Source organism: Streptomyces sp. NPDC097617 (genome assembly GCF_044761485.1).
In the GTDB taxonomy this organism is placed as follows: Bacteria; Actinomycetota; Actinomycetes; order Streptomycetales; family Streptomycetaceae; genus Streptomyces.
The window spans coordinates 131476-152291 of sequence record NZ_JBIWCL010000020.1 but is presented as its reverse complement, the minus strand read 5'-3'; the positions used below and the strand labels follow the sequence as shown (position 1 = coordinate 152291).

Here is a 20816-nt window from a genome sequence, read left to right as displayed (position 1 = left end):
GTGGCGATATGAGCAGCGAGAACCTCCCCCAGACCCCTGAGCAGCAGGGCCGCAAGCCCCGCGTGGCCGTCGTGTTCGGCGGCCGCAGCTCGGAACACGCCATCTCGGTCGTCACGGCGGGCGCCGTGCTGCGTTCCATCGACCGCTCCAAGTACGAGGTGCTGCCCATCGGCATCACCACGGACGGCCGATGGGCGCTGACCGCCGACGAGCCCGAGCGGATGGCCATCGCCGACCGCAGGCTCCCCAGCGTCGAGGAGCTCGCCGACTCCGAGGACGGCGCCGTCGTGCTCTCGGTCGACCCGGCCAGCCGCCAGGTCGTCTACACCGAACCGGGCGCCGTCCCCAAGGCCCTGGGCGAGGTCGACGTCGTCTTCCCCGTCCTGCACGGCCCGTACGGCGAGGACGGCACCCTCCAGGGCCTCCTGGAGCTCTCCGGCATCCCGTACGTCGGCTCCGGCGTCCTGGCCTCGGCCGTCGGCCAGGACAAGGACTACATGAAGCGGGTGTTCACGTCCTTCGGGCTGCGCGTCGGCCCGTACGTGACCATCCGCCCCCGCGAGTGGGAGGCCGACCGGGACGCCACCCGCGACCGGATCCTGGACTTCGCCGCCGAGCACGGCTGGCCGCTGTTCGTGAAGCCCGCCCGGGCCGGCTCCTCCATCGGCATCACCAAGGTCGACGACGCCTCCGGCCTCGACGCCGCCGTCAAGGAGGCCCGGCGCCACGACCCGAAGATCATCGTGGAGGCGCTGCTGCGCGGCCGCGAGATCGAGTGCGGGGTCCTGGAGTTCGAGGACGGGCCGCGCGCGAGCGTCCCGGCCGAGATCCCGCCGGTGTCCAGCCACGACTTCTACGACTTCGAGGCGAAGTACATCGACTCGGCCTCCGGGATCGTGCCCGCCCCGCTCACCCCGGAGCAGACCGCCGAGGTGCAGCGGCTCGCGATCGAGGCCTTCGAGGCCGCGTCCTGCGAGGGCCTGGTGCGCGCCGACTTCTTCCTCACCGAGGACGGCACCTTCGTCATCAACGAGATCAACACGATGCCGGGCTTCACCCCGATCTCCATGTACCCGCTGATGTGGCAGAAGACGGGCATCGAGTACCCGGAACTGGTGGACCGCCTGATCCAGGCGGCCCTGCGCCGCTCCACCGGCCTGCGCTGACGGCGTCCGACAAGCCGACCGCCCGCCGCCCGCCCCTCGAGGGCGTGGCCGGCGGGCGGCGGTGTGCTCGGCACCCGGTGCGCGGTGCTCAGTAGGAGGCGATGCCCTCGGGCACGGTCGCGGAGATCGCCGCGGACAGCCCGACGAGCATGCCCGCATCCGTGGCATGCTCCTTGTCGACCTGGACCTCCGTGTACGCGAGCCGCAGCCCTGTGGTGAACCGGAACCCCCCGCCGGAGGCCTTGTCGCGCTCCTCCAGCAGCCAGGCCACTCCGTTCACATGGACTCCGTCCTGTTTCGGATCGGCCATCTTGAGGGGCTTGGGGATACCGCACCGCAGTACGATCGCCGAGCCGCCCCACGCGGCGGTCAGATCGGACTCCGGTTCGGTCCTGGTCCGCGCCAGGCCGGCCACCGACTCCGGGAGCTCCTTGTGCAGTGCCGCACAGAGCCCCGCGACGGCGGCGGGCGGCGTGGGCGGAGGACCGACCCGGGCAATGGAGCTGCCCGGAGAACATGCCGCGAGGGCCAGGACGGCCGACGCGGACAGGACATGGAGGGGCCGGCGGTGGAGGGACATCACCGGCCAAGAGTAGACGGGGGCTACAGATGGACCACCGGGCAGGTCAAGGTGCGGGTGATCCCCTCCACCTGCTGGACCTTGGCCACGACCATGCGGCCGAGCTCGTCCACGGTGTCGGCCTGGGCGCGCACGATCACGTCGTACGGGCCCGTCACGTCCTCGGCCTGGATCACCCCCGGGATCTGGCCGATGGACTCGGCGACGAACGACGCCTTGCCCACTTCGGTCTGGATAAGGATGTACGCCTGTACCACGGAACCTCCAGGGCGGCCACGAGGATCATTTCCCCTAACCTTCGGGTGGGCCCCACACGATTGAACGGGCCGGGGGAAGAAGGGACGCCACGGTACCGCGTCGCCGTGCGCCGCGGGGAGACCCGCGGGCCCGGCGCCGCGCACGGCGGGGCGTACGCAGAGCACAAGTTGACGTATCTGTTGACGGTACCCAGAGCTGAGACGGCTCGCGACCGCAAGCGGACTGGGCAAGAAGGGGCACAGCGATGAAGGGCACTGTCGGCGAGCTGGGGGAGTTCGGGCTGATCAGGGAGCTCACCTCACGGCTCACCACCACCCCGGCGGTCCGGCTCGGACCGGGCGACGACGCCGCGGTGGTCTCCGCCCCCGACCGGCGGGTCGTGGCGAGCACCGACATCCTGCTGGAGGGCCGGCACTTCCGGCGCGACTGGTCCACGGCCTACGACGTCGGCCGCAAGGCCGCCGCGCAGAACCTCGCCGACATCGCCGCCATGGGAGCGGTGCCGACCGCGCTGCTCCTCGGCCTCGTCGTCCCCGCCGAACTCCCGGTCACCTGGCCCACCGAGCTGATGGACGGCATCCGCGACGAGTGCCAGGTCGCCGGCGCGGCCGTGGTCGGCGGGGACGTCGTCCGCGGGGACGTCATCACCGTCGCCATCACCGCCCTCGGCGACCTGCGCAACCACGAGCCCGTCCTGCGCTCCGGCGCCCAACCCGGCGACGTCGTCGCCGTCACGGGCTGGCTGGGCTGGTCCGCGGCCGGTTTCGCCGTGCTCTCGCGCGGCTTCCGCTCTCCGCGGGCCTTCGTGGAGGCGCACCGGCGCCCCGAACCGCCCTACCACGCGGGCCCCGCGGCCGCCGGGCTCGGCGCCACCGCCATGACCGATGTCAGCGACGGACTGATCGCCGACCTCGGGCACATCGCCGAGGCCAGCAAGGTACGGATCGACCTGCGCTCGGCGGCCGTCGACATCCCGACCCAGATGCACGACATCGGCCAGGCCGTCGGCGTGGACCCGCTGCAGTGGGTGCTCACCGGGGGAGAGGACCACGCGATCGTGGCGACCTTCCCGCCCGACGTGAAGCTGCCCGCGCGCTGGAAGGTCATCGGCGAGGTCCTCAACCGCTCCGCGCTGCCCCAGGTGACCGTGGACGGCGCGCCCTGGACCAGCACCGGCGGCTGGGACCACTTCGGGGCCGACCCGGCCGCCCAGGACGGCGCGCTGTGAGCACCGCGCCACCGCTGTGCCTGACCGTCGCCGGATCCGACTCCGGCGGCGGCGCGGGCATCCAGGCCGACCTCAAGACCATGCTGGCGCTCGGGGTGCACGGCATGAGCGTGCTCACCGCCGTCACGGCGCAGAACTCGCTCGGGGTCCGGGGAGTCTGGGAGCTGCCCGCCGAGGCCGTCACGGCCCAGTACCGGGCCGTCGTGGACGACATCGGCGTCGGGGCCGTGAAGACCGGGATGCTCTCCTCCGCCGCCCTGGTGGAGACGGTGGCCGCGCTGCTGGCCGACACCCCCGCCCCGGCCGTCGTGGACCCCGTCGGGGTCTCCAAGCACGGGGACGCGCTGCTCGCCGTCTCGGCGCTGGACGCCGTACGCAAGGAGCTGCTGCCGCGGGCCACCGTGGCCACCCCCAACCTGGACGAGGTGGTTCGGCTCACGGGTGTGGTGGTGGAGACCGAGGACGACATGCGCCGGGCCGCCGACGCCATCCTCGGGCACGGGCCGCAGTGGGCGCTGATCAAGGGCGGACACCTCGCGGCCCACGGCCACGAGGCGGTGGATCTGCTCACCGACGGCGCCGAGGAGCAGTGGCTGCGCGCGCCCCGGCACGACAACCGGCACACCCACGGCACCGGCTGCACCCTCGCCAGTGCGATCGCGGCCGGACTGGCCAAGGGCCTGTCCGTCCCGGAGGCCGTCACCGCCGCCAAGGAGTACGTCACGGGCGCCATCGCCGCCGGCTTCGCGCTCGGCGGGGGCATCGGCCCGGTGGATCACGCCTGGCAGTGGCGCTGAAGCCCGCCGGACAAGGCAAAAGGCCGGTTCACCAGAGGTGAACCGGCCTTTTTGGCAACCAGAAAGGGCTGCGCTACGACGGGAGGCGTCAGCGCGAGACCTTGCCGGCCTTGATGCACGAGGTGCAGGCGTTGAGGCGCTTCGGCGTCCCATTGACCACGGCACGGACGCGCTGGATGTTCGGGTTCCAGCGACGCGAGGTGCGGCGGTGCGAGTGGGAAATGCTGTTGCCGAAGCTCGGCCCCTTGGCGCAAACGTCGCAGTTGGCAGCCACAGGTCACTCCAAGACTTCAGATGCAATTACAGTGAAACCGGCGCACCGGATTCAGAGATCTGAAGTGGTTTGCCGGGGGAATGTCCCGACTCTCGTCGGGCAACCGGAGCAGCATACAACGACTGCGTCCGTCCAAGAAAACTACCATGTCCGCCGCTGCCGCCGCCCCGCGGTCCCGATGCCCGGGCGGTCCTTCGTTACCCTGCGGTGAACCCTGGCCCGCACAAGGAGGAACGCCCGGTGCCGCACGAGCAGCAGCCGCAGACCCCCGACGTGCTCGACGCCGAAGCGGTGCGCACCTGGAGCTCGCTGGCCCTGGCCGCACTGGGCCGGGCCCGCGAGGACATCGACGCGATCAACGTCTACCCGGTCGCCGACGCGGACACCGGAACCAACCTCTACCTCACCGCCGAATCCGCCGACCGGGGCCTCGCCGAGGCCTTCCCCGAGGTGACCGACGGCACAGGAGCCACCTCCCTCTCCGAGGCCGTACGGGCCTGGGCGCACGGGGCGCTGCTGGGGGCCCGCGGGAACTCCGGGACGATCCTCGCGCAGCTGCTACGCGGAGTGGCCGACGTACTCGGCGAACAGCAGGCCGACCGGGCGGAGCACGAGGAGCGGGAGACCGGCGGGCTGCTCGCCCGCGCCCTGACCCGGGCCGCGGAGGAGGCGTACGCGGCCGTCGCGCACCCGGTGGAGGGCACCATGCTCACCGTCGCCGGCGCCGCCGCCCGGGCCGGCGAGGCGGCCGGCGCCGCCGCCGGGACCGCGGTCGAGGTGGCCCGTGCCGCCTACGACGGAGCCCGCGCGGCCCTCGCCGAGACCCCCGGGCAGCTCGCCGCGCTGGGCCGGGCCGGGGTCGTCGACGCCGGCGGCTGCGGGCTGGTCGTCGTCTTCGGTGCCCTGTGGCAGGCGCTGTCCGGCCAGGAACCGGCCGCCGAACCGGTGCGCGGCCGGGCGGTGCCCGTACCGCAGCCGCAGGACCCCTGCGCGCAGGAGGAGGACGGGCCCGCGTACGAGGTGATCTACCTGCTGGAGGCCTCCGAGGCGGCCGTCGGCGAACTGCGCGAACGCCTCGACGGGCTCGGCGACTCACTGGTCGTGGTCGGCGGCGACGGTTTGTGGAACGTCCACGTCCACGTCGACGACCCCGGCGCGGCCGTCGAGGCCGGAGTCGTGGCCGGACGGCCCTACCGGATACGGATCACGCACTTCGGGGACGAGCGCCGCCGGGCGCGGGGCGAGCGCGCCCAGCGCGCCGTGGTCGCCGTCGTCCCCGGCGAGGGGCTGGCGGGACTGTGCGGGGAGGCCGGAGCGACCACCGTGCTCGCCCGCCCCGGCGAGCTCCCGGCCGTCGCCGAACTCCTCGACGCCGTACGCCGCGCGCACGCCCGCGAGGTGGTGCTCCTGCCGGGCGGCGCCGAGTCGCGAGCGGCCGCGGCCGCGGCGGCCGAACAGGCCCGCGCCGAGGGCGTACGCGTGGCCGTGATCCCCACCCGCTCCGCGGTCCAGGGCCTGGCCGCACTCGCCGTGCACGACCCGGAGGGCAGCTTCGACGAGGACGTGGTCGCCATGACGGCGGCGGCCGGCGCGACCCGCTACGGGGAACTGGCCGTCGCCGAACGGCAGTCCTTCACCTCGGCCGGCATCTGCCAGGCCGGCGACGTGCTCGGCCTCATCGACGGGGACGTCGCGGTCATCGGCGCGGGCCTGCCCGAGACCGCCGAGGCCGTCCTCGACCGGATGCTGGGCTCCGGCGGCGAACTCGTCACCCTGGTCCTGGGTCCCGAGGTGCCGGACGCCGTCGCCGAGCGCCTGGAGGCGTACGTCCAGCACGGTCACCTCGCCGTGGACACCGTCACCTACCGGGGCGGCCGGTACTCGGCTCCGCTCCTCATCGGGGTGGAATAGCGGGCTTGTCAGCGCCATGGTGTGCAATGGAACACGTGCCCGCGCTCGACGAAGACCTCAAGAAGACGCTCGGTCCCGCCACCGCCAAGGTGCTGGCCGAGCAGCTCGGCCTGCACACGGCCCTGGACCTGCTCCACCACTACCCGCGGCGGTACGCCGAGCGCGGTGAGCTGACCTCGCTGGCCGAGCTCGCCGACCAGATCGACGAGCACGTGACCGTCGTCGCGCAGGTCGCCGACGCCCGGATCCTGACCTTCAACGGGGGCCGCGGCAAGCGCCTGGAGGTGACCATCACCGACGGCAGCGGCCGCCTCCAGCTGGTCTTCTTCGGCGCCGGGGTCCACAAGCCGCACAAGGACCTGCTGCCGGGGACCCGCGCCATGTTCGCGGGCAAGGTCGGCATGTTCAACCGCAAGCTCCAGCTCTCCCACCCGGCCTACGAGCCGCTCGGCGCCGACGCCTCCGACCGGGACGCCGCGGCCGCCTTCGCCAGTCAGCTCATCCCGATCTACCCGGCCTGCGCCAAGCTGGAGTCCTGGAAGGTCGCCAAGTGCGTGGACGCGGTACTGCCCAGCGCCCAGGAGGCCGTGGACCCACTGCCGCCCGCCCTGCGCGAGGGCTGCGGGCTGGTCCCGCTCACCGAGGCCCTGCTGAAGATCCACCGGCCGGGCACCAAGGCCGACATCGAGGACGCCCGCCAGCGCCTGAAGTGGGACGAGGCGTTCGTCCTCCAGGTCGCCCTGGCCCGCCGCCGTCACGCCGACTCCCAGCTCCCGGCCGTCGCCCGCCGCCCGCTCCCCGGCGGCCTGCTCGACGCCTTCGACGCGAAACTGCCCTTCACCCTCACCCAGGGACAGCAGACCGTCTCGAAGGAGATCTTCGACGACCTGGCCACGGACCACCCCATGCACCGCCTCCTGCAAGGAGAGGTCGGAAGCGGAAAGACGATGGTCGCGCTGCGGGCGATGCTCGCCGTCGTGGACTGCGGCGGGCAGGCGGCCATGCTCGCGCCCACCGAAGTGCTCGCCCAGCAGCACCACCGCTCCATCACCGAGATGATGGGCGAACTGGCCGAGGGGGGCATGCTCGGCGGCTCCGACCGGGGCACCAAGGTCGTCCTGCTCACCGGCTCCATGGGCGTGCCCGCCCGTCGCCAGGCCCTGCTGGACCTGATCACCGGCGAAGCCGGCCTCGTGATCGGCACACACGCGCTGATCGAGGACAAGGTGCAGTTCCACGACCTCGGCCTGGTCGTCGTGGACGAACAGCACCGCTTCGGTGTGGAGCAGCGCGACGCGCTGCGCTCCAAGGGGAAGCAGCCCCCGCACCTCCTGGTGATGACGGCGACCCCGATCCCGCGCACGGTGGCCATGACCGTCTTCGGCGACCTGGAGACCTCCGTCCTGGACCAGCTGCCGGCCGGGCGCTCCCCCATCGCGACGCACGTGGTGCCCTCGAAGGACAAGCCGCACTTCCTCGCCCGGGCCTGGGAGCGGGTCCGCGAGGAGGTCGAGAAGGGCCACCAGGCGTATGTGGTCTGCCCCCGCATCGGCGACGGGGAGGACGACCCCAAGAAGAAGACCACCGAGGACGACGGCGAGCGGCGGCCGCCGCTCGCCGTCCTGGAGATCGCCGAGCAGCTCACCCGCGGCCCGCTGGCCGGGATGGGCGTCGAGGTGTTGCACGGCCGGATGGACCCCGCCGACAAGGACGACGTCATGCGCCGGTTCACCGCCGGCGAGGTCAAGGTGCTGGTCGCCACCACCGTCATCGAGGTCGGGGTGAACGTCCCCAACTCCACCGTCATGGTGATCATGGACGCGGACCGCTTCGGCGTGTCCCAGCTCCACCAGCTGCGCGGACGCGTCGGCCGCGGCTCCGCGCCGGGTCTGTGCCTGCTGGTCAGCGAGATGCACGAGGCCAGCCCCGCCCGGGCCCGGCTGGCCGCCGTCGCCGCCACCCTCGACGGGTTCGAACTGTCCCGGATCGACCTGGAGCAGCGCCGCGAGGGCGACGTGCTGGGCCAGGCGCAGTCCGGGGTGCGCTCCTCGCTGCGCATGCTCGCCGTCATCGAGGACGAGGAGGTCATCGCCGAGGCGCGGGAGGAGGCCACCCGCGTCGTCGCCGAGGACCCCGCGCTGGAGCGGCTGCCGGGTCTGCGGACCGCGCTGGAGGCGCTGCTCGACACCGAGCGCGAGCAGTACCTGGAGAAGGGCTGAGCGGCACGACCTATCGTTGGAGTGCCGCGGCAGCGCCGGGGCACTCCACCTACCGCCGTACCGAAGGACCCCAGATGACCCGCGTGATCGCCGGCAGCGCCGGCGGGCGACGGCTGGCCGTGCCCCCCGGCACCGGCACCCGCCCGACCTCGGACCGGATGCGCGAAGGCCTCTTCTCCACCTGGGAGTCGCTGCACGGCGTCGAAGGGGCCCGGGTGCTCGACCTGTACGGCGGCTCCGGCGCCGTCGGCCTGGAATCGCTCTCCCGCGGAGCGGCCCACACCCTGCTCGTGGAGGCCGATGCCAAGGCCGCCCAGGCGATCCGGGACAACATCAGGACGCTGGGCCTGCCCGGCGCGGAGTTCCGCGCGGGCAAGGCGGAGCAGATCGTGGCCGCCCGGGCCACGGGGGACCCGTACGACATCGTCTTCCTGGACCCGCCGTACGCCGTCGACAGCGCCGACCTGCGGGAGATCCTCCTCACACTCCGGTCCAATGGCTGGATCACGGGCGATGCGCTCGTCACCGTGGAGCGCAGCACCAGGAGCGGTGCCTTCCCGTGGCCCGAGGGCTTCGAGGCGCTCCGGTCACGCAAGTACGGCGAGGGCACCCTGTGGTACGGCCGCGCCGCCTTCACCAGCGAAGACTCATGAACGAGGGAGTTCAGTTGCGCCGCGCCGTCTGTCCGGGGTCCTTCGATCCCATCACCAACGGACACCTCGACATCATCGGACGCGCCTCCAGGCTCTATGACGTCGTGCACGTCGCCGTGATGATCAACCAGTCGAAGCAGGGCCTGTTCACCGTCGAGGAGCGGATCGAGCTGATCCGCGAGGCGACCGCCGACTACGGGAACATCGAGGTCGAGTCCTTCCACGGCCTGCTCGTCGACTTCTGCAAGCAGCGCGACATCCCGGCCATCGTCAAGGGCCTGCGCGCGGTCAGCGACTTCGACTATGAGCTCCAGATGGCCCAGATGAACATGGGCCTGTCAGGCGTCGAGACGCTGTTCGTCCCGACCAACCCCACCTACAGCTTCCTGTCCTCCTCGCTGGTCAAGGAGGTCGCGACCTGGGGCGGCGATGTGGCCCACCTGCTCCCGGCGCACGTCCACGCGGCGCTCCTGGAGCGGCTGCGCGACCGCTGACCGACTGACGGGCCGTCAGGCAGTGTCGGGGGCCCGCCCGGTGGCCTTACAGTCGTCCCGTCCGTCTCAGGAACCGCCCGAGGCCGAGAGAGTGCGAGCCCCCATGGACGTGCAGAAGAAGCTCGACGAGATCGTCGCGGCCGTCGGCGGCGCCCGGTCCATGCCCATGTCGGCCTCCTGTGTGATCAACCGCGCCGAGCTGCTGGCGCAGCTCGAAGAGGTTCGCCAGGCGCTGCCCGGCTCGCTCGCGCAGGCCCAGGAGCTCATCGGCGGCCGCGAGCAGATGGTCGAGGACGCCCGCCGGGAGGCGGAGCAGATCATCGACGCGGCCCACAACCAGCGCGGTTCGCTGATCTCCGACACCGAGATCGCCCGGCGCTCCCAGGCCGAGGCGGACCGGATCCTGGACGAGGCCCGCCGCGAGGCGGAGGAGATCCGGGCCGAGGCCGACGACTACGTCGACAGCAAGCTCGCGAACTTCGAGGTCGTGCTGACCAAGACCATCGGTTCGGTGGACCGGGGCCGCGAGAAGCTCCTGGGCCGCGGTCCCGGCCTGGACGAGCACGGTTACCGGGACGCCGACTACGACGAGGCGCCCGAGCGCAGCCACGACCCCGAGACGCAGCGGCAGCAGGCGGACGCCTACGTGGACACCAAGCTGGCGACCTTCGAGGCGGTGCTCTCCAAGACCCTGGAGGCCGTGGGCCGCGGCCGCCAGAAGCTCCTGGGCCGGGTCCCGTCGGACGATCTGGGCGTGCACATGGCCGCCCAGGACGCGGTGGGCGGACAGGTCTCCCGCGCGGCGAGCGACTCGGACTTCCTGGCGGGCCTCGCGGAACCGGAGCAGCTGTACGCGCGGGCCCCGATCCCGGCCCAGCAGGAGCCGGTGTACGACACGTACGCCTACCAGCAGCAGCCCGCCCAGCAGCAGGACGCGTACCCCGGTGCGAGCGCCGGCTCCACCGGAGCGGGTTACGCGGCGCCCTACGCGGACCCGTACGGCGGCTACCAGCAGCAGCCGGACCCGTATTCCGCCGCGAGCGCCGGCTCCACCGGAGCGGCTTACGCCGCGCACTACGATGCGCAGCAGCCCGACCCCTACGCGGCCTACCAGCCGCAGGACCAGTCGCAGGCCGGGCAGCCCTCGCTCGACGAGACCAGCCTCTTCGACACGAGCATGATCAACCTGGATCAGCTGCGGCAGTACGAACAGGGGCGCTAGGACCGGATTGGGCGCTGGGCCCCGCGCCGGGTATCCTGGCTGTTCGGTCGCGCGTATGCACCGCGATCCATGCTGCCCTGGGGCGGCGGAATCTTTGATCTTCAGCGATCTGTGAAAGCAGGAACGGCCCTGAATACCCGCCTCGACCACCACAAGCCCCTCGTGTTCGACACGCACGAGCTGGGCCGGCGTCCTGGTGCCATGCAGCGGCTGTCCCGTGAGATCGCGGCACCGGCGGACTTCGGTCTCGCCGGCGTCATCGGAGTGCCGGAAGGCGCCCCGGTGAAGCTCAGCCTCCGCCTCGAGTCGGTCATGGAAGGGGTGCTTGTCACAGGCACCGCCCGTGCGTCGGCCGTAGGGGAGTGCGTAAGGTGTCTGGAGGCCGTCGAGCGTGAGCTCAAGGCGGACTTCCAGGAGATGTTCTCGTACCCTGACGCCGACGACCGGAGCCGCTCCAAGGCGGAACCGGCCGACGACGCCGAGGACGACGAGGACACGCTCTTCCTCGAGGACGGCTTGTTCGACCTCGAACCCGTGCTGCGGGATGTGGTGGTGCTCGCACTGCCCATGCAGCCGGTGTGCCGGGAGGACTGTCTCGGACTGTGCCCCGATTGCGGGCTCAGCCTGAACGACGACCCGGACCACCACCATGACGCCGTCGACATCCGTTGGGCGGCATTGCAGGGACTCGTCGTGACCGATCAGGACGACGAGAAGGACAACATGAGCGGCACTGCCTCTGACGGAGTTCAGGGCGCCGCCGAGAAGCAGGAGAAGTAGCCGTGGCTGTTCCGAAGCGGAAGATGTCGCGCAGCAACACGCGCCACCGCCGGTCGCAGTGGAAGGCTGCGGTCCCCACCCTGGTTTCGTGTGAGCGTTGCCAGGAGCCGAAGCTCCAGCACATTGCGTGCCCGAGCTGCGGCACCTACAACAAGCGCCAGGTCCTCGAGGTCTGAGCGGCTGGTGAGAGGCGCAATGTCTGAGCTGTCCAACGCTGAGAAGCAGGCAGACAGTAACAACGCGGCCTCGTCCCACACGCTTCTGGAAGGGCGGCTCGGGTACCAACTCGAGTCCGCCCTTCTGGTGCGTGCGCTGACCCACCGCTCGTACGCGTACGAGAACGGCGGTCTGCCCACCAACGAACGGCTGGAGTTCCTCGGGGACTCCGTGCTGGGCCTGGTGGTCACGGACACGCTGTACACGACTCACCCGGATCTCCCCGAAGGCCAGCTGGCCAAGCTTCGGGCCGCGGTGGTCAACTCGCGTGCACTGGCAGAAGTCGGACGCGGCCTCGAACTCGGCTCCTTCATCCGGCTCGGCCGGGGCGAAGAGGGCACGGGTGGCCGGGACAAGGCCTCCATCCTCGCCGACACCCTTGAAGCGGTGATCGGCGCGGTCTACCTCGATCAGGGCCTCGACGCGGCCTCGGAGCTGGTTCACCGGCTCTTCGACCCGCTCATCGAGAAGTCCTCGAACCTCGGGGCCGGCCTGGACTGGAAGACCAGCCTCCAGGAACTCACGGCGGCCGAAGGCCTTGGCGTGCCCGAGTACCTGGTCTCCGAGACCGGTCCGGACCACGAGAAGACCTTCACCGCTGCCGCTCGCGTCGGTGGTGTCTCGTACGGCATCGGCACCGGTCGCAGCAAGAAGGAAGCGGAACAGCAGGCAGCGGAGTCCGCATGGCGCGGGATCCGCGCCGCCGCGGACGAGCGGACCTCGGCGGCAGCCGTCGCCGCAGCCGCTCCGGCCGAGGTCCCGGCTTCGGCCGAGACCGTGGACGACGGGGTGCCGACGCCCGCCGACCCGGCGCCGGACGCCTGACGCTTCCTTCCGGATGTACAGCCGCCCGCCCCTGCCTCGCAGGGGCGGGCGGCTGTCGTTTCCGGCCGGCCGGTACGCTCGCCGGGAGCGTCAGATCCACTCCCACCGGAGGTACCCCGTGCCCGAGTTGCCCGAAGTCGAGGTCGTACGGCGGGGACTCGAGCGCTGGGTGGCCGGCCGGACCGTCGAGGCCGTCGAGGTCCTGCACCCGCGGGCCGTACGGCGCCATCCGGGCGGCGGGACCGACTTCGCCGCGCGGCTGCGCGGGGAAACCTTCGGGGCGCCGCAGCGGCGCGGGAAGTACCTGTGGCTGCCCCTGGCGGGGCGGGACCTGTCCGTGCTCGGGCACCTCGGGATGAGCGGGCAGCTGCTCGTGCAGCCCGCGGACGCCCCCGACGAGAAGCACCTGCGGATCCGGGTGCGCTTCGACGACGCCGCCGGGACGGAGCTGCGCTTCGTGGACCAGCGGACCTTCGGCGGGCTCTCCCTGCACGAGAACACGTCCGACGGCCTGCCCGACGTGATCGCGCACATCGCACGCGACCCCCTGGACCCGCTGTTCGACGAGGTGGCCTACCACCTCGCACTGCGCGCCAGGCGGACCACCGTCAAGCGGGCGCTGCTGGACCAGTCCCTGATCAGCGGGGTCGGCAACATCTACGCGGACGAGGCGCTCTGGCGCGCCAAACTCCACTACGAGCGCCCCACCGCGACCCTCGCGCGCCCCCGGAGCGCGGAACTCCTCGGCCATGTCCGGGACGTCATGAACGCCGCCCTCGCCGTCGGCGGCACCAGCTTCGACAGCCTCTACGTCAACGTGAACGGGGAGTCGGGCTACTTCGACCGTTCGCTCGATGCCTACGGGCGCGAGGACGAGCCCTGCCGGCGCTGCGGCACTCCGATACGCCGCCGCCCCTGGATGAACAGGTCGAGCTACTTCTGCCCGCGCTGTCAGCGGCCGCCGCGCGTGGCGTCGTAGGACTCCCGGGCGGTCAGTACCACCGGCATGCTCCCCTCCAGGCAGTGGATGAGCGCGAGCAGCCGGTCCGCGACCTCGACGCCGAGCGGGGTCAGTTCGTAGTCGACGCGCGGCGGGTTCGTCGGCTGCGCCTCGCGGTTGACAATGCCGTCGCGCTCCAGCGCGTGCAGCGTCTGGGAGAGCATCTTCTCGCTCACGCCCTCCACCCGGCGGCGCAGTTCGTTGAAGCGGCACGGGCCTTCGTGCAGGGCGCCCACGGTGAGACTGCCCCAGCGGCCGGTGACGTGCTCCAGGGTTTCCCGGGACGGGCAGGCGCGCGCGAAGACATCGAATGGTTGCTCGATATCGGCGGCATCGGGGCAGGCGGGGGTCTCCATGGGGACCAGCGTACGCCTCTACAGCGCTAACTGATGGGTTGCGCTTTCAAAAAGTTAGTGGTTCTCTTTCTCTCGTCGCACCACGTCCTGTGCTGCCGCGAGAGTTTTCCCGAGGGAGAGATCAGCCTTGTCCGCAATCACGCACACCCCCGTCGTCTCGATCGCCTACCACTCCGGCTACGGCCACACCGCCGTCGTCGCGGAAGCGGTCCGCAGCGGTGCCGTGGACGCCGGGGCGACCGTTCACCTGATCAAGGTCGACGAGATCGATGACGCGCAGTGGGAGCTGCTCGACGCCTCCGACGCGATCGTCTTCGGCTCCCCGACCTACATGGGCACCGCCTCCGGCGCCTTCCACGTCTTCGCCGAGGCCTCCTCGAAGCGCTGGTTCGGCGATGCCTGGCAGGACAAGGTGGCGGCCGGCTTCACGAACTCGGCCTCCAAGAGCGGCGACAAGCTGCACACCCTGCAGTACTTCCAGATCCTGGCCGCGCAGCACGGCATGAGCTGGATCAACCTGGGCCTCAAGCCCGGCTGGAACTCCAGCACGGCCTCCGAGAACGACCTCAACCGTCTCGGCTTCTTCGCCGGCGCCGCCGCCCAGACCAACTCCGACGAGGGTGCGGACGCGGTCCACAAGGCCGACATCGCGACCGCCGAGCACCTCGGCCGCCGCGTCACCGGGCAGACCCGCATCGTCATCGCGGGCCGCGCGGCCCTCGCCGCCGCCGCGGTCTGAGGCGTGCGGGCCCTCGCGGGCCCGTTCGGACTAGAAGCCGAAGTCCTGGGTCCACCAGGGGCCGCCGGCGGCGACGTGGGCGCCGACGCCCAGCGTGCGGAACTCGCAGTTGAGGATGTTCGCCTTGTGCTCGGGGCTGTTCATCCAGGCGTTCATCACGGCCCCGGCGTCACCCTGACCGCGGGCTATGTTCTCCCCGCCGAGGCCCGAGATGCCGGCCTTGGCGGCGCGGTCCCAGGGAGAGTTGCCGTCGGGGTCGTCGTGGCTGAAGAAACCGCGGGTGGCCATGTCCAGGCTGAAGGCCCCGGCCAGCGAGGCGAGCGGCGGATTGGCCCGGACCGGGCCGCACCCGGCCGCGGCGCGCTCCTGATTGACCAGCTCGACGACGGCGGCCTCCTCGGCGGAGTGCCCGTCCAGGGGTGGCCGGGGCGCGGGAGTGGCCGACTTCGAGGGGGCCGGGGCGGCCGTGCTCCTGGAGGGTGCCGGGACGACCGGGGCGACCGGGGTGACCGGCGCGGCCGGGCTCGTGCGCGGGGGCTTGGGGGAGGGCGCCTTCGTGGCCGCCGGTGAGGGCGAAGCGCTCGGTGCGGCGGAGGCGGCGGGTGAGGCGGAGGCGCTCGGCGATGCCGACGGGGAGCTGCTCGGCGAGGAACTCGCCGAGGCCGAAGGGGCGGCGGAGGCGGACGCCGACGGCTTCGGGGCGGTGGTGCCGGCGCCGGTGCCGGCGGAGGCGCGGCCCGACAGGTTCGCGAGGCCGCCCTGCTCCCGCAGTGCCGCATCCGGGTCGGCCGAGGCCTTGGCCCTGGCCGCTGCGGTGGGGGCGTCCGCAGGGCTGACCCCCACATAGGGGAAGGAACCGCCGACCGGGACCATGCCGGTGGTGACGGCTGCCGTGCCGAGGGCAACGGCCACCGAGACGCCCAGCAGGCCGGTGCGCAGGGCGGTGCCGCGCTTACCGCCGCTGTGCGGCGCGGTGGGGAGTCGGTGACGGCCCATCGGAGCGTGCCTTCCTTGCCGGATCAAGATCAACCCTTACCCACCCAAATGGGTGAGTTCATTGCTGCGCGACTGTACGCCATGGGTCCAAGGGGGCGATGTGACCCGAAAGTGCCCTGCCGGTTAGCGTTCACGCATGAACGAAGACGTCCGTCTGACCGCCTGGGTGCGCGGCCGTGTGCAGGGAGTGGGCTTCCGCTGGTTCACCAGGGAGAACGCTCTGGAGATCAGCGGGGTCGTCGGCTTCGCGCTCAACCTCGACGACGGGCGAGTACAGGTGGTCGCCGAAGGTCAACGTGAGAATTGCCACCGGCTCCTCGACTGGCTGCGCTCCCGCGACACGCCCGGCCGGGTGGACGGAGTGACAGAGATCTGGGGCACACCGCGCGGTGGCTACGACGGATTCGGGATGCGGTGACCGATCGGCTGATCATGCACTCATCACATCTCTGGAACGTCCGCACATGGTCGGAACTGCGCATTCCCCCTCGAGGCGTTGCCGACGGCGGTGATCCGTGGAAGGCTCGGAGATGAGGATGATCTCCACATCCCTTGCGGGGACCGGGGGCGCCCGCTGATACGGGGCGTGATCGTGTTGACCGTCAAACTTTTTGGTGAGACGCTGGAAGCCCCGCGCACCTGAGCTGTTTGGCAGTGTTAGCAGTAGTAAGTGCAGTGACTGTCAGTCGCTGCCGGACATCCGCGGGTGCGATTCCCTCACGACCCACACCGCTTCGGTCGGTCACTCAGTGTGGAGGACCATCCATCATGGCAAAGGCGCTTCTCGGTTACGTCGGCGGTTCCGACCCGCGACTCCTCGCCGAGATGCGACGGCTTCAGCAGCGCGTCCAGGACCTCGAGTCCGAGCTCGTACGGATTCAGTCCGAAAATGACGCGCTGAACGCGGCCGCCGCTCAGCACGACGGAGACTCGCTGCTCGGCAGCATCGACATCGACGTACCCCAGGCGGAGCCTGCGCTCACCTGACCCGCTCACTCGTCGCTCGACTCCAGCCCCGCATGATCTGCAAGGGACGCTTCGGCGTCCCTTCTTTCTTCCCTCGGCCTTCCCTCGGCCTCCCTTCTGGGCCACCGCACCACCGCACCCTGCACCACAGGGCCAGGTGGGGGGCCTGATCCCATTGGCGTCAGTTGTGCCCAGCACCTTCATGGGTGAAACCGGACGCGAAAGGTAGAGTCCGGCGGCGTGCACCTCAAGTCGCTGACCCTGCGTGGCTTCAAATCCTTCGCGTCCGCCACCACCCTGCGCTTCGAGCCCGGTATCACCTGTGTCGTGGGCCCGAACGGCTCCGGCAAGTCCAATGTGGTGGACGCGCTGTCCTGGGTCATGGGCGAACAGGGAGCCAAGTCCCTGCGCGGCGGGAAGATGGAGGACGTCATCTTCGCCGGGACCACCGGCCGTCCGCCGCTCGGGCGCGCCGAGGTGTCGCTGACGATCGACAACTCCGACGGCGCGCTGCCCATCGACTACGCCGAAGTCACCATCACCCGGATCATGTTCCGCGGCGGCAGCAGCGAGTACCAGATCAACGGTGACACCTGTCGCCTGCTCGACATCCAGGAACTGCTCTCCGACTCCGGCATCGGCCGCGAGATGCACGTCATCGTCGGCCAGGGCCAGCTGGACTCCGTACTGCACGCCGATCCCATGGGCCGCCGCGCCTTCATCGAGGAGGCGGCCGGCGTACTCAAGCACCGCAAGCGCAAGGAGAAGGCGCTGCGGAAGCTGGACGCGATGCAGGCCAACCTCGCGCGCGTCCAGGACCTGGGCGACGAACTGCGGCGCCAGCTCAAGCCCCTGGGCCGACAGGCGGCGGTCGCCCGGCGGGCGGCCGTCATCCAGGCCGACCTGCGCGATGCGCGGCTGCGGCTGCTCGCCGACGACCTGGTCGTGCTGCGGCGCGCGCTCGACGCGGAGGTCGCGGACGAGGCGGCGCTCAAGGAGCGCAAGGAGGCGGCCGAGGCCCAGCTCGCGGGGGCGCTGCGGCGCGAGGCGGAGCTGGAGGAGGCGGTACGGGAGCTCGTGCCGCGCCTGCAACGGGCCCAGCAGACCTGGTACGAGCTGTCGCAGCTCGCCGAACGCGTCCGGGGGACCGCCTCCCTGGCGGACGCGCGGGTCAAGAGCGCGACGGCTCCGGCCGAGGAGGAGCGGCGCGGCCGCGACCCGCAGGACATGGAGCGGGAGGCCGCACGGATCCGCGAGCAGGAGGCCGAACTGACGGCCGCTCTGGAAGCGGCCTCGCGGGCGCTGGAGGACACATCCGAGCACCGGGCGGAGCTGGAGCGGGCGCTGGCCGACGAGGAACGGCAGCTGCGCGACGCCGCGCGGGCCATCGCCGACCGCCGCGAGGGGCTGGCCCGGCTGACCGGGCGGCTCGGCGCGGCCCGCTCCCGCGCCGGGGCGGCGCAGGCCGAGATCGACCGGCTCGTCGCGGCGCGGGACGCCGCGCAGACCCGGGCGGCGGCCGCGCAGGAGGAGTACGAGGTACTGGCGGAGGAGGTCGGCGGGCTCGACGACCCGTCGGCCGACACGGACCACGAGGCCGCCCGGGAGCGGCTGACGGCGGCGGAGGCGGCCCTGTCCGCCGCGCGGGACGCGCTGTCCGCGGCGGAACGCTCACGGGCGGCCGTCTCGGCGCGGCGCGAGGCCCTGGCGCTGGGGCTGCGCCGCAAGGACGGTACGGGCGCGCTGCTCGTGGCGCGCGAACGGCTGGCCGGGCTGCTGGGACCGGCGGCGCAGCGGCTGTCGGTGACCCCCGGGTACGAGGTCGCCGTGGCCGCGGCGCTGGGCTCGGCCGCCGACGCGCTCGCGGTGGCCTCGCCGGCGGCGGCGGCCGAGGCGATCCGGCACCTGCGCGACGCGGACGCGGGCCGCGCCACCCTGCTGATCGCCCCGGCGGCGAGCGGCACGCCGCCGCCGGGCCTCCCGGTCCAGGCCTCGTCCGCCGGGGCCGATGCCGGGGCCGATGCCGGGGCCGGGGGCCCCGCCGGGGACATCGCCGGGGGAGCCGTCCCCCGTCCGGCCCCCTCCCGGGACGGGGATCTGCCCGCACCCGCACCGCATGTGCCCGCGGGCGTCGGTACGTCCGCGGCCGGAGTGGCCTCGATCCCGGCCCCGGTCCCCGGGAGCGGACCCGCGGGCCCGCCGGTCCCCGCCGCCGAGCTGGTCGGCGGGGACGCCGAGGTGCTGCGGGCCGCCGGATGGGTGCTGCGCGACCACGTCGTGGTCGCGACCCTCGACGAGGCCGAGGCGCTCCTCGCACGGCGGCCCGAGGCGGTGGCCGTGACCCTCGACGGTGATGTGCTCGGCGCGCACCTCGCGCACGGCGGATCCGCCGGGGCGCCCAGCCTGATCGAGGTACAGGCCGCGGTCGACGAGGCCGCGGACGAGCTGGCCGGGCTGGGCGTGCGGTGCGAGGAGCTCACCGAGGCCCAGGCCGGCGCCCAGGCGCGGCGCCGGGACGCGGCCGCCCTGGTCGACGAGCTCGCCGAGCGGCGGCGCGCCGCCGCGCAGGCCCGGGCAGGGGTCGCCCAGCAGCTCGGGCGGCTCGCCGGGCAGGCGAAGGGCGCCGCGGGCGAGGCCGAGCGCAGCGCCGCGGCCGCGGCCAAGGCCCAGGACGCGCTGGAGCAGGCACGGGCCGAGGTGGAGGAGTGCGCGGAGCGGCTCGCGACCGCCGAGGAGATCCCGGTGGACGAGGAGCCGGACAGCTCCCGGCGGGATCGGCTCGCGGCCGACGGGGCCAATGCCCGGCAGACCGAGATGGAGGCCCGGCTGCAGCTGAGGACCCACGAGGAGCGGGTCAAGGGGCTGGCCGGACGGGCGGATTCACTCGACCGCGCGGCCCGGGCGGAACGCGAGGCGCGGACCCGGGCCGAGCGGCGCCGGGCCAAGCTGCGCGACGAGGCGGAGGTCGCCCGGGCGGTGGCCGACGGAGCCCGGCAGCTCCTCGCCCATGTGGAGGTCTCGCTCCTCCGGGCCGACGAGGAGCGGGTGGCGGCCGAACGGGCGAAGGGTGTTGCCGAGCGGGAGCTCGGCGAGGCGCGCAACCGGGGCCGGGAGTTGAAGGGGGAGCTGGACAAGCTCACCGACTCCGTCCACCGCGGCGAGGTACTCGGCGCCGAGCAGCGGCTGCGCGTCGAGGCGCTGGAGGCCAGGGCGCTGGAGGAGTTCGGCATGGCGGCCGCCGGCCTGATCGCCGAGTACGGCCCTGACCAGCTGGTTCCGCCGTCTCCGGCCGCCGAGGGGGAGACGCTGCCGGAGGATCCGGAGCATCCGCGCAACCGGCCCGGTCCCTTCGTGCGGGCCCAGCAGGAGAAGCGGCTCAAGGCGGCGGAGCGCTCCTACCAGCAGCTCGGCAAGGTCAACCCGCTCGCTCTGGAGGAGTTCGCGGCGCTGGAGGAGCGCCACCAGTTCCTGAGTGAGCAGCTGGAGGATCTCCGCAAGACGAGGGCCGATCTCCTTCAAGTGGTGAAGGAGGTCGACCAGCGTGTCGAGCAGGTGTTCACCGAGGCCTACCGGGACACGGCCCGGGAGTTCGAGGGGGTGTTCTCGCGCCTGTTCCCCGGTGGCGAGGGCCGGCTGATTCTGACCGATCCCGACAACATGCTGGCCACCGGCGTCGACGTGGAGGCCCGTCCGCCGGGCAAGAAGGTCAAGCGGCTGTCGCTGCTCTCCGGCGGCGAGCGCTCGCTGACCGCCGTGGCGCTGCTGGTCTCCATCTTCAAGGCCCGCCCCAGCCCCTTCTACGTGATGGACGAGGTCGAGGCCGCGCTGGACGACACCAACCTGCAGCGGCTGATCCGGCTCATGGAGGAGCTCCAGGAGAGTTCACAGCTGATCGTCATCACGCACCAGAAGCGGACGATGGAGGTCGCGGACGCGCTCTACGGCGTTTCGATGCAGGGCGACGGGGTATCGAAGGTCATCAGCCAACGGCTGCGCTGAGACGAATCGTTCAAGAAGTGAATTCAATGTCGGTGTTCTCGGGAGCATGCGAACTTTGCGCCGACTATTGACTTCAGGAACTGAACGCATAGGCTCGCTCCGCTGTCTCCCGCCTTCGAGTGGTGCCCGATCTTGAA

21 protein-coding genes are annotated in these 20816 nt (G+C 72.0%); 16 read left to right on the top strand and 5 right to left on the bottom strand.

The window, feature by feature from the left end:
* The first annotated feature begins 8 nt into the window (after nt 1-8).
* Entirely contained in the window at nt 9-1166 is a 1158-nt protein-coding gene (locus ACIQZO_RS28015) for a D-alanine--D-alanine ligase family protein (RefSeq protein ID WP_403631311.1), read from the top strand.
* Between the two features lie 88 nt (nt 1167-1254).
* Here ACIQZO_RS28015 and ACIQZO_RS28010 read toward each other — a convergent pair whose 3' ends face one another.
* Nucleotides 1255-1746, bottom strand: a complete 492-nt coding sequence (locus ACIQZO_RS28010; protein ID WP_403631365.1) for a DUF3515 domain-containing protein — start codon at nt 1744-1746, stop codon at nt 1255-1257.
* A gap of 23 nt (nt 1747-1769) precedes the next feature.
* Nucleotides 1770-2003 carry an Lrp/AsnC family transcriptional regulator gene (locus ACIQZO_RS28005; RefSeq protein WP_030028650.1) on the bottom strand — a complete coding sequence of 78 codons (234 nt, stop codon included), beginning with the start codon at nt 2001-2003 and terminating at the stop codon, nt 1770-1772.
* A gap of 245 nt (nt 2004-2248) precedes the next feature.
* Here ACIQZO_RS28005 and ACIQZO_RS28000 point away from each other — a divergent pair, with 245 nt between their 5' ends.
* Nucleotides 2249-3232 carry a thiamine-phosphate kinase gene (locus ACIQZO_RS28000; protein ID WP_266605349.1) on the top strand — a complete coding sequence of 328 codons (984 nt, stop codon included), beginning with the start codon at nt 2249-2251 and terminating at the stop codon, nt 3230-3232.
* The gene (gene thiD / locus ACIQZO_RS27995; RefSeq protein WP_403631308.1) at nt 3229-4029 is read left to right on the top strand and encodes a bifunctional hydroxymethylpyrimidine kinase/phosphomethylpyrimidine kinase; all 801 of its coding nucleotides are present in this window, start codon (nt 3229-3231) and stop codon (nt 4027-4029) included. The genes ACIQZO_RS28000 and thiD overlap by 4 nt, the downstream gene beginning before the upstream one ends.
* An 88-nt stretch (nt 4030-4117) precedes the next feature.
* Here the strand turns inward: thiD and rpmB are convergent, their stop codons facing one another.
* Nucleotides 4118-4303 (bottom strand): 50S ribosomal protein L28, encoded by a 186-nt coding sequence (gene rpmB, locus ACIQZO_RS27990; protein WP_073911113.1) that lies wholly within the window; start codon nt 4301-4303, stop codon nt 4118-4120.
* Between the two features lie 240 nt (nt 4304-4543).
* Here rpmB and ACIQZO_RS27985 point away from each other — a divergent pair, with 240 nt between their 5' ends.
* The 9 genes from ACIQZO_RS27985 to mutM all read left to right on the top strand — a co-directional run bounded on the left by ACIQZO_RS27985 (nt 4544) and on the right by mutM (nt 13602).
* A complete protein-coding gene (locus ACIQZO_RS27985) occupies nt 4544-6214 on the top strand; it encodes a DAK2 domain-containing protein (protein ID WP_403631306.1) in 1671 nt (556 codons plus the stop codon).
* A gap of 26 nt (nt 6215-6240) precedes the next feature.
* Nucleotides 6241-8433: an ATP-dependent DNA helicase RecG gene (gene recG / locus ACIQZO_RS27980; protein ID WP_403631303.1), complete on the top strand. Its 2193-nt coding sequence runs from the start codon at nt 6241-6243 to the stop codon at nt 8431-8433.
* Between the two features lie 74 nt (nt 8434-8507).
* On the top strand, nt 8508-9086 hold the full coding sequence (gene rsmD, locus ACIQZO_RS27975; RefSeq protein WP_403631301.1) for a 16S rRNA (guanine(966)-N(2))-methyltransferase RsmD: 579 nt from the start codon (nt 8508-8510) through the stop codon (nt 9084-9086).
* Between the two features lie 14 nt (nt 9087-9100).
* Nucleotides 9101-9580: a pantetheine-phosphate adenylyltransferase gene (coaD, locus tag ACIQZO_RS27970; RefSeq protein ID WP_267718360.1), complete on the top strand. Its 480-nt coding sequence runs from the start codon at nt 9101-9103 to the stop codon at nt 9578-9580.
* A 103-nt stretch (nt 9581-9683) separates the two neighbouring features.
* A complete protein-coding gene (locus ACIQZO_RS27965) occupies nt 9684-10802 on the top strand; it encodes a cell division initiation protein (RefSeq protein WP_403631298.1) in 1119 nt (372 codons plus the stop codon).
* A gap of 69 nt (nt 10803-10871) precedes the next feature.
* Entirely contained in the window at nt 10872-11582 is a 711-nt protein-coding gene (locus tag ACIQZO_RS27960) for a YceD family protein (RefSeq protein ID WP_403631296.1), read from the top strand.
* Nucleotides 11583-11584: 2 nt separating this feature from the next.
* Nucleotides 11585-11758 (top strand): 50S ribosomal protein L32, encoded by a 174-nt coding sequence (gene rpmF, locus ACIQZO_RS27955; RefSeq protein WP_003965982.1) that lies wholly within the window; start codon nt 11585-11587, stop codon nt 11756-11758.
* Nucleotides 11759-11777: 19 nt separating this feature from the next.
* Entirely contained in the window at nt 11778-12623 is an 846-nt protein-coding gene (gene rnc / locus ACIQZO_RS27950; protein WP_403631292.1) for a ribonuclease III, read from the top strand.
* 118 nt (nt 12624-12741) lie between these two features.
* Nucleotides 12742-13602 (top strand): bifunctional DNA-formamidopyrimidine glycosylase/DNA-(apurinic or apyrimidinic site) lyase, encoded by an 861-nt coding sequence (gene mutM, locus ACIQZO_RS27945; protein ID WP_403631289.1) that lies wholly within the window; start codon nt 12742-12744, stop codon nt 13600-13602.
* Here mutM and ACIQZO_RS27940 read toward each other — a convergent pair.
* Complete coding sequence (locus ACIQZO_RS27940; RefSeq protein WP_403631287.1) at nt 13575-13979, bottom strand: winged helix-turn-helix transcriptional regulator; 405 nt, start codon at nt 13977-13979, stop codon at nt 13575-13577. The two genes, mutM and ACIQZO_RS27940, sit on opposite strands and share 28 nt — an antisense overlap.
* Before the next feature lie 127 nt (nt 13980-14106).
* Here ACIQZO_RS27940 and ACIQZO_RS27935 point away from each other — a divergent pair, with 127 nt between their 5' ends.
* Entirely contained in the window at nt 14107-14718 is a 612-nt protein-coding gene (locus ACIQZO_RS27935; protein ID WP_403631284.1) for a flavodoxin family protein, read from the top strand.
* Between the two features lie 30 nt (nt 14719-14748).
* Here ACIQZO_RS27935 and ACIQZO_RS27930 read toward each other — a convergent pair whose 3' ends face one another.
* Nucleotides 14749-15714, bottom strand: a complete 966-nt coding sequence (locus tag ACIQZO_RS27930) for a CAP domain-containing protein (RefSeq protein WP_403631281.1) — start codon at nt 15712-15714, stop codon at nt 14749-14751.
* A gap of 136 nt (nt 15715-15850) precedes the next feature.
* On the opposite strand from ACIQZO_RS27930, the gene ACIQZO_RS27925 reads away from it, so the two are divergent.
* The 3 genes from ACIQZO_RS27925 (at nt 15851) to ACIQZO_RS27915 (ending at nt 20679) form a co-directional block, all read left to right on the top strand.
* The gene (locus ACIQZO_RS27925) at nt 15851-16132 is read left to right on the top strand and encodes an acylphosphatase (protein WP_403631278.1); all 282 of its coding nucleotides are present in this window, start codon (nt 15851-15853) and stop codon (nt 16130-16132) included.
* 350 nt (nt 16133-16482) lie between these two features.
* Nucleotides 16483-16701, top strand: coding sequence for a hypothetical protein (locus tag ACIQZO_RS27920; protein ID WP_030012524.1), 219 nt, complete (start codon nt 16483-16485; stop codon nt 16699-16701).
* A 219-nt stretch (nt 16702-16920) separates the two neighbouring features.
* Complete coding sequence (locus ACIQZO_RS27915; protein ID WP_403631275.1) at nt 16921-20679, top strand: AAA family ATPase; 3759 nt, start codon at nt 16921-16923, stop codon at nt 20677-20679.
* The last annotated feature ends 137 nt before the right edge of the window (nt 20680-20816 follow it).

Excerpts from the sequence above, each read along its gene's own strand:
- recG (WP_403631303.1), top strand. The coding sequence starts at position 6,241 with ATGGAACACGTGCCCGCGCTCGACGAAGACCTCAAGAAGACGCTCGGT.
- rnc (WP_403631292.1), top strand. The coding sequence starts at position 11,778 with ATGTCTGAGCTGTCCAACGCTGAGAAGCAGGCAGACAGTAACAACGCG.
- ACIQZO_RS27960 (WP_403631296.1), top strand. The coding sequence starts at position 10,872 with ATGCTGCCCTGGGGCGGCGGAATCTTTGATCTTCAGCGATCTGTGAAA.
- ACIQZO_RS28010 (WP_403631365.1), bottom strand. The coding sequence starts at position 1,746 with ATGTCCCTCCACCGCCGGCCCCTCCATGTCCTGTCCGCGTCGGCCGTC.
- ACIQZO_RS27920 (WP_030012524.1), top strand. The coding sequence starts at position 16,483 with ATGGCAAAGGCGCTTCTCGGTTACGTCGGCGGTTCCGACCCGCGACTC.
- ACIQZO_RS27930 (WP_403631281.1), bottom strand. The coding sequence starts at position 15,714 with ATGGGCCGTCACCGACTCCCCACCGCGCCGCACAGCGGCGGTAAGCGC.
- ACIQZO_RS28015 (WP_403631311.1), top strand. The coding sequence starts at position 9 with ATGAGCAGCGAGAACCTCCCCCAGACCCCTGAGCAGCAGGGCCGCAAG.
- ACIQZO_RS27965 (WP_403631298.1), top strand. The coding sequence starts at position 9,684 with ATGGACGTGCAGAAGAAGCTCGACGAGATCGTCGCGGCCGTCGGCGGC.
- rsmD (WP_403631301.1), top strand. The coding sequence starts at position 8,508 with ATGACCCGCGTGATCGCCGGCAGCGCCGGCGGGCGACGGCTGGCCGTG.
- ACIQZO_RS27940 (WP_403631287.1), bottom strand. The coding sequence starts at position 13,979 with ATGGAGACCCCCGCCTGCCCCGATGCCGCCGATATCGAGCAACCATTC.
- ACIQZO_RS28000 (WP_266605349.1), top strand. The coding sequence starts at position 2,249 with ATGAAGGGCACTGTCGGCGAGCTGGGGGAGTTCGGGCTGATCAGGGAG.
- ACIQZO_RS27925 (WP_403631278.1), top strand. The coding sequence starts at position 15,851 with ATGAACGAAGACGTCCGTCTGACCGCCTGGGTGCGCGGCCGTGTGCAG.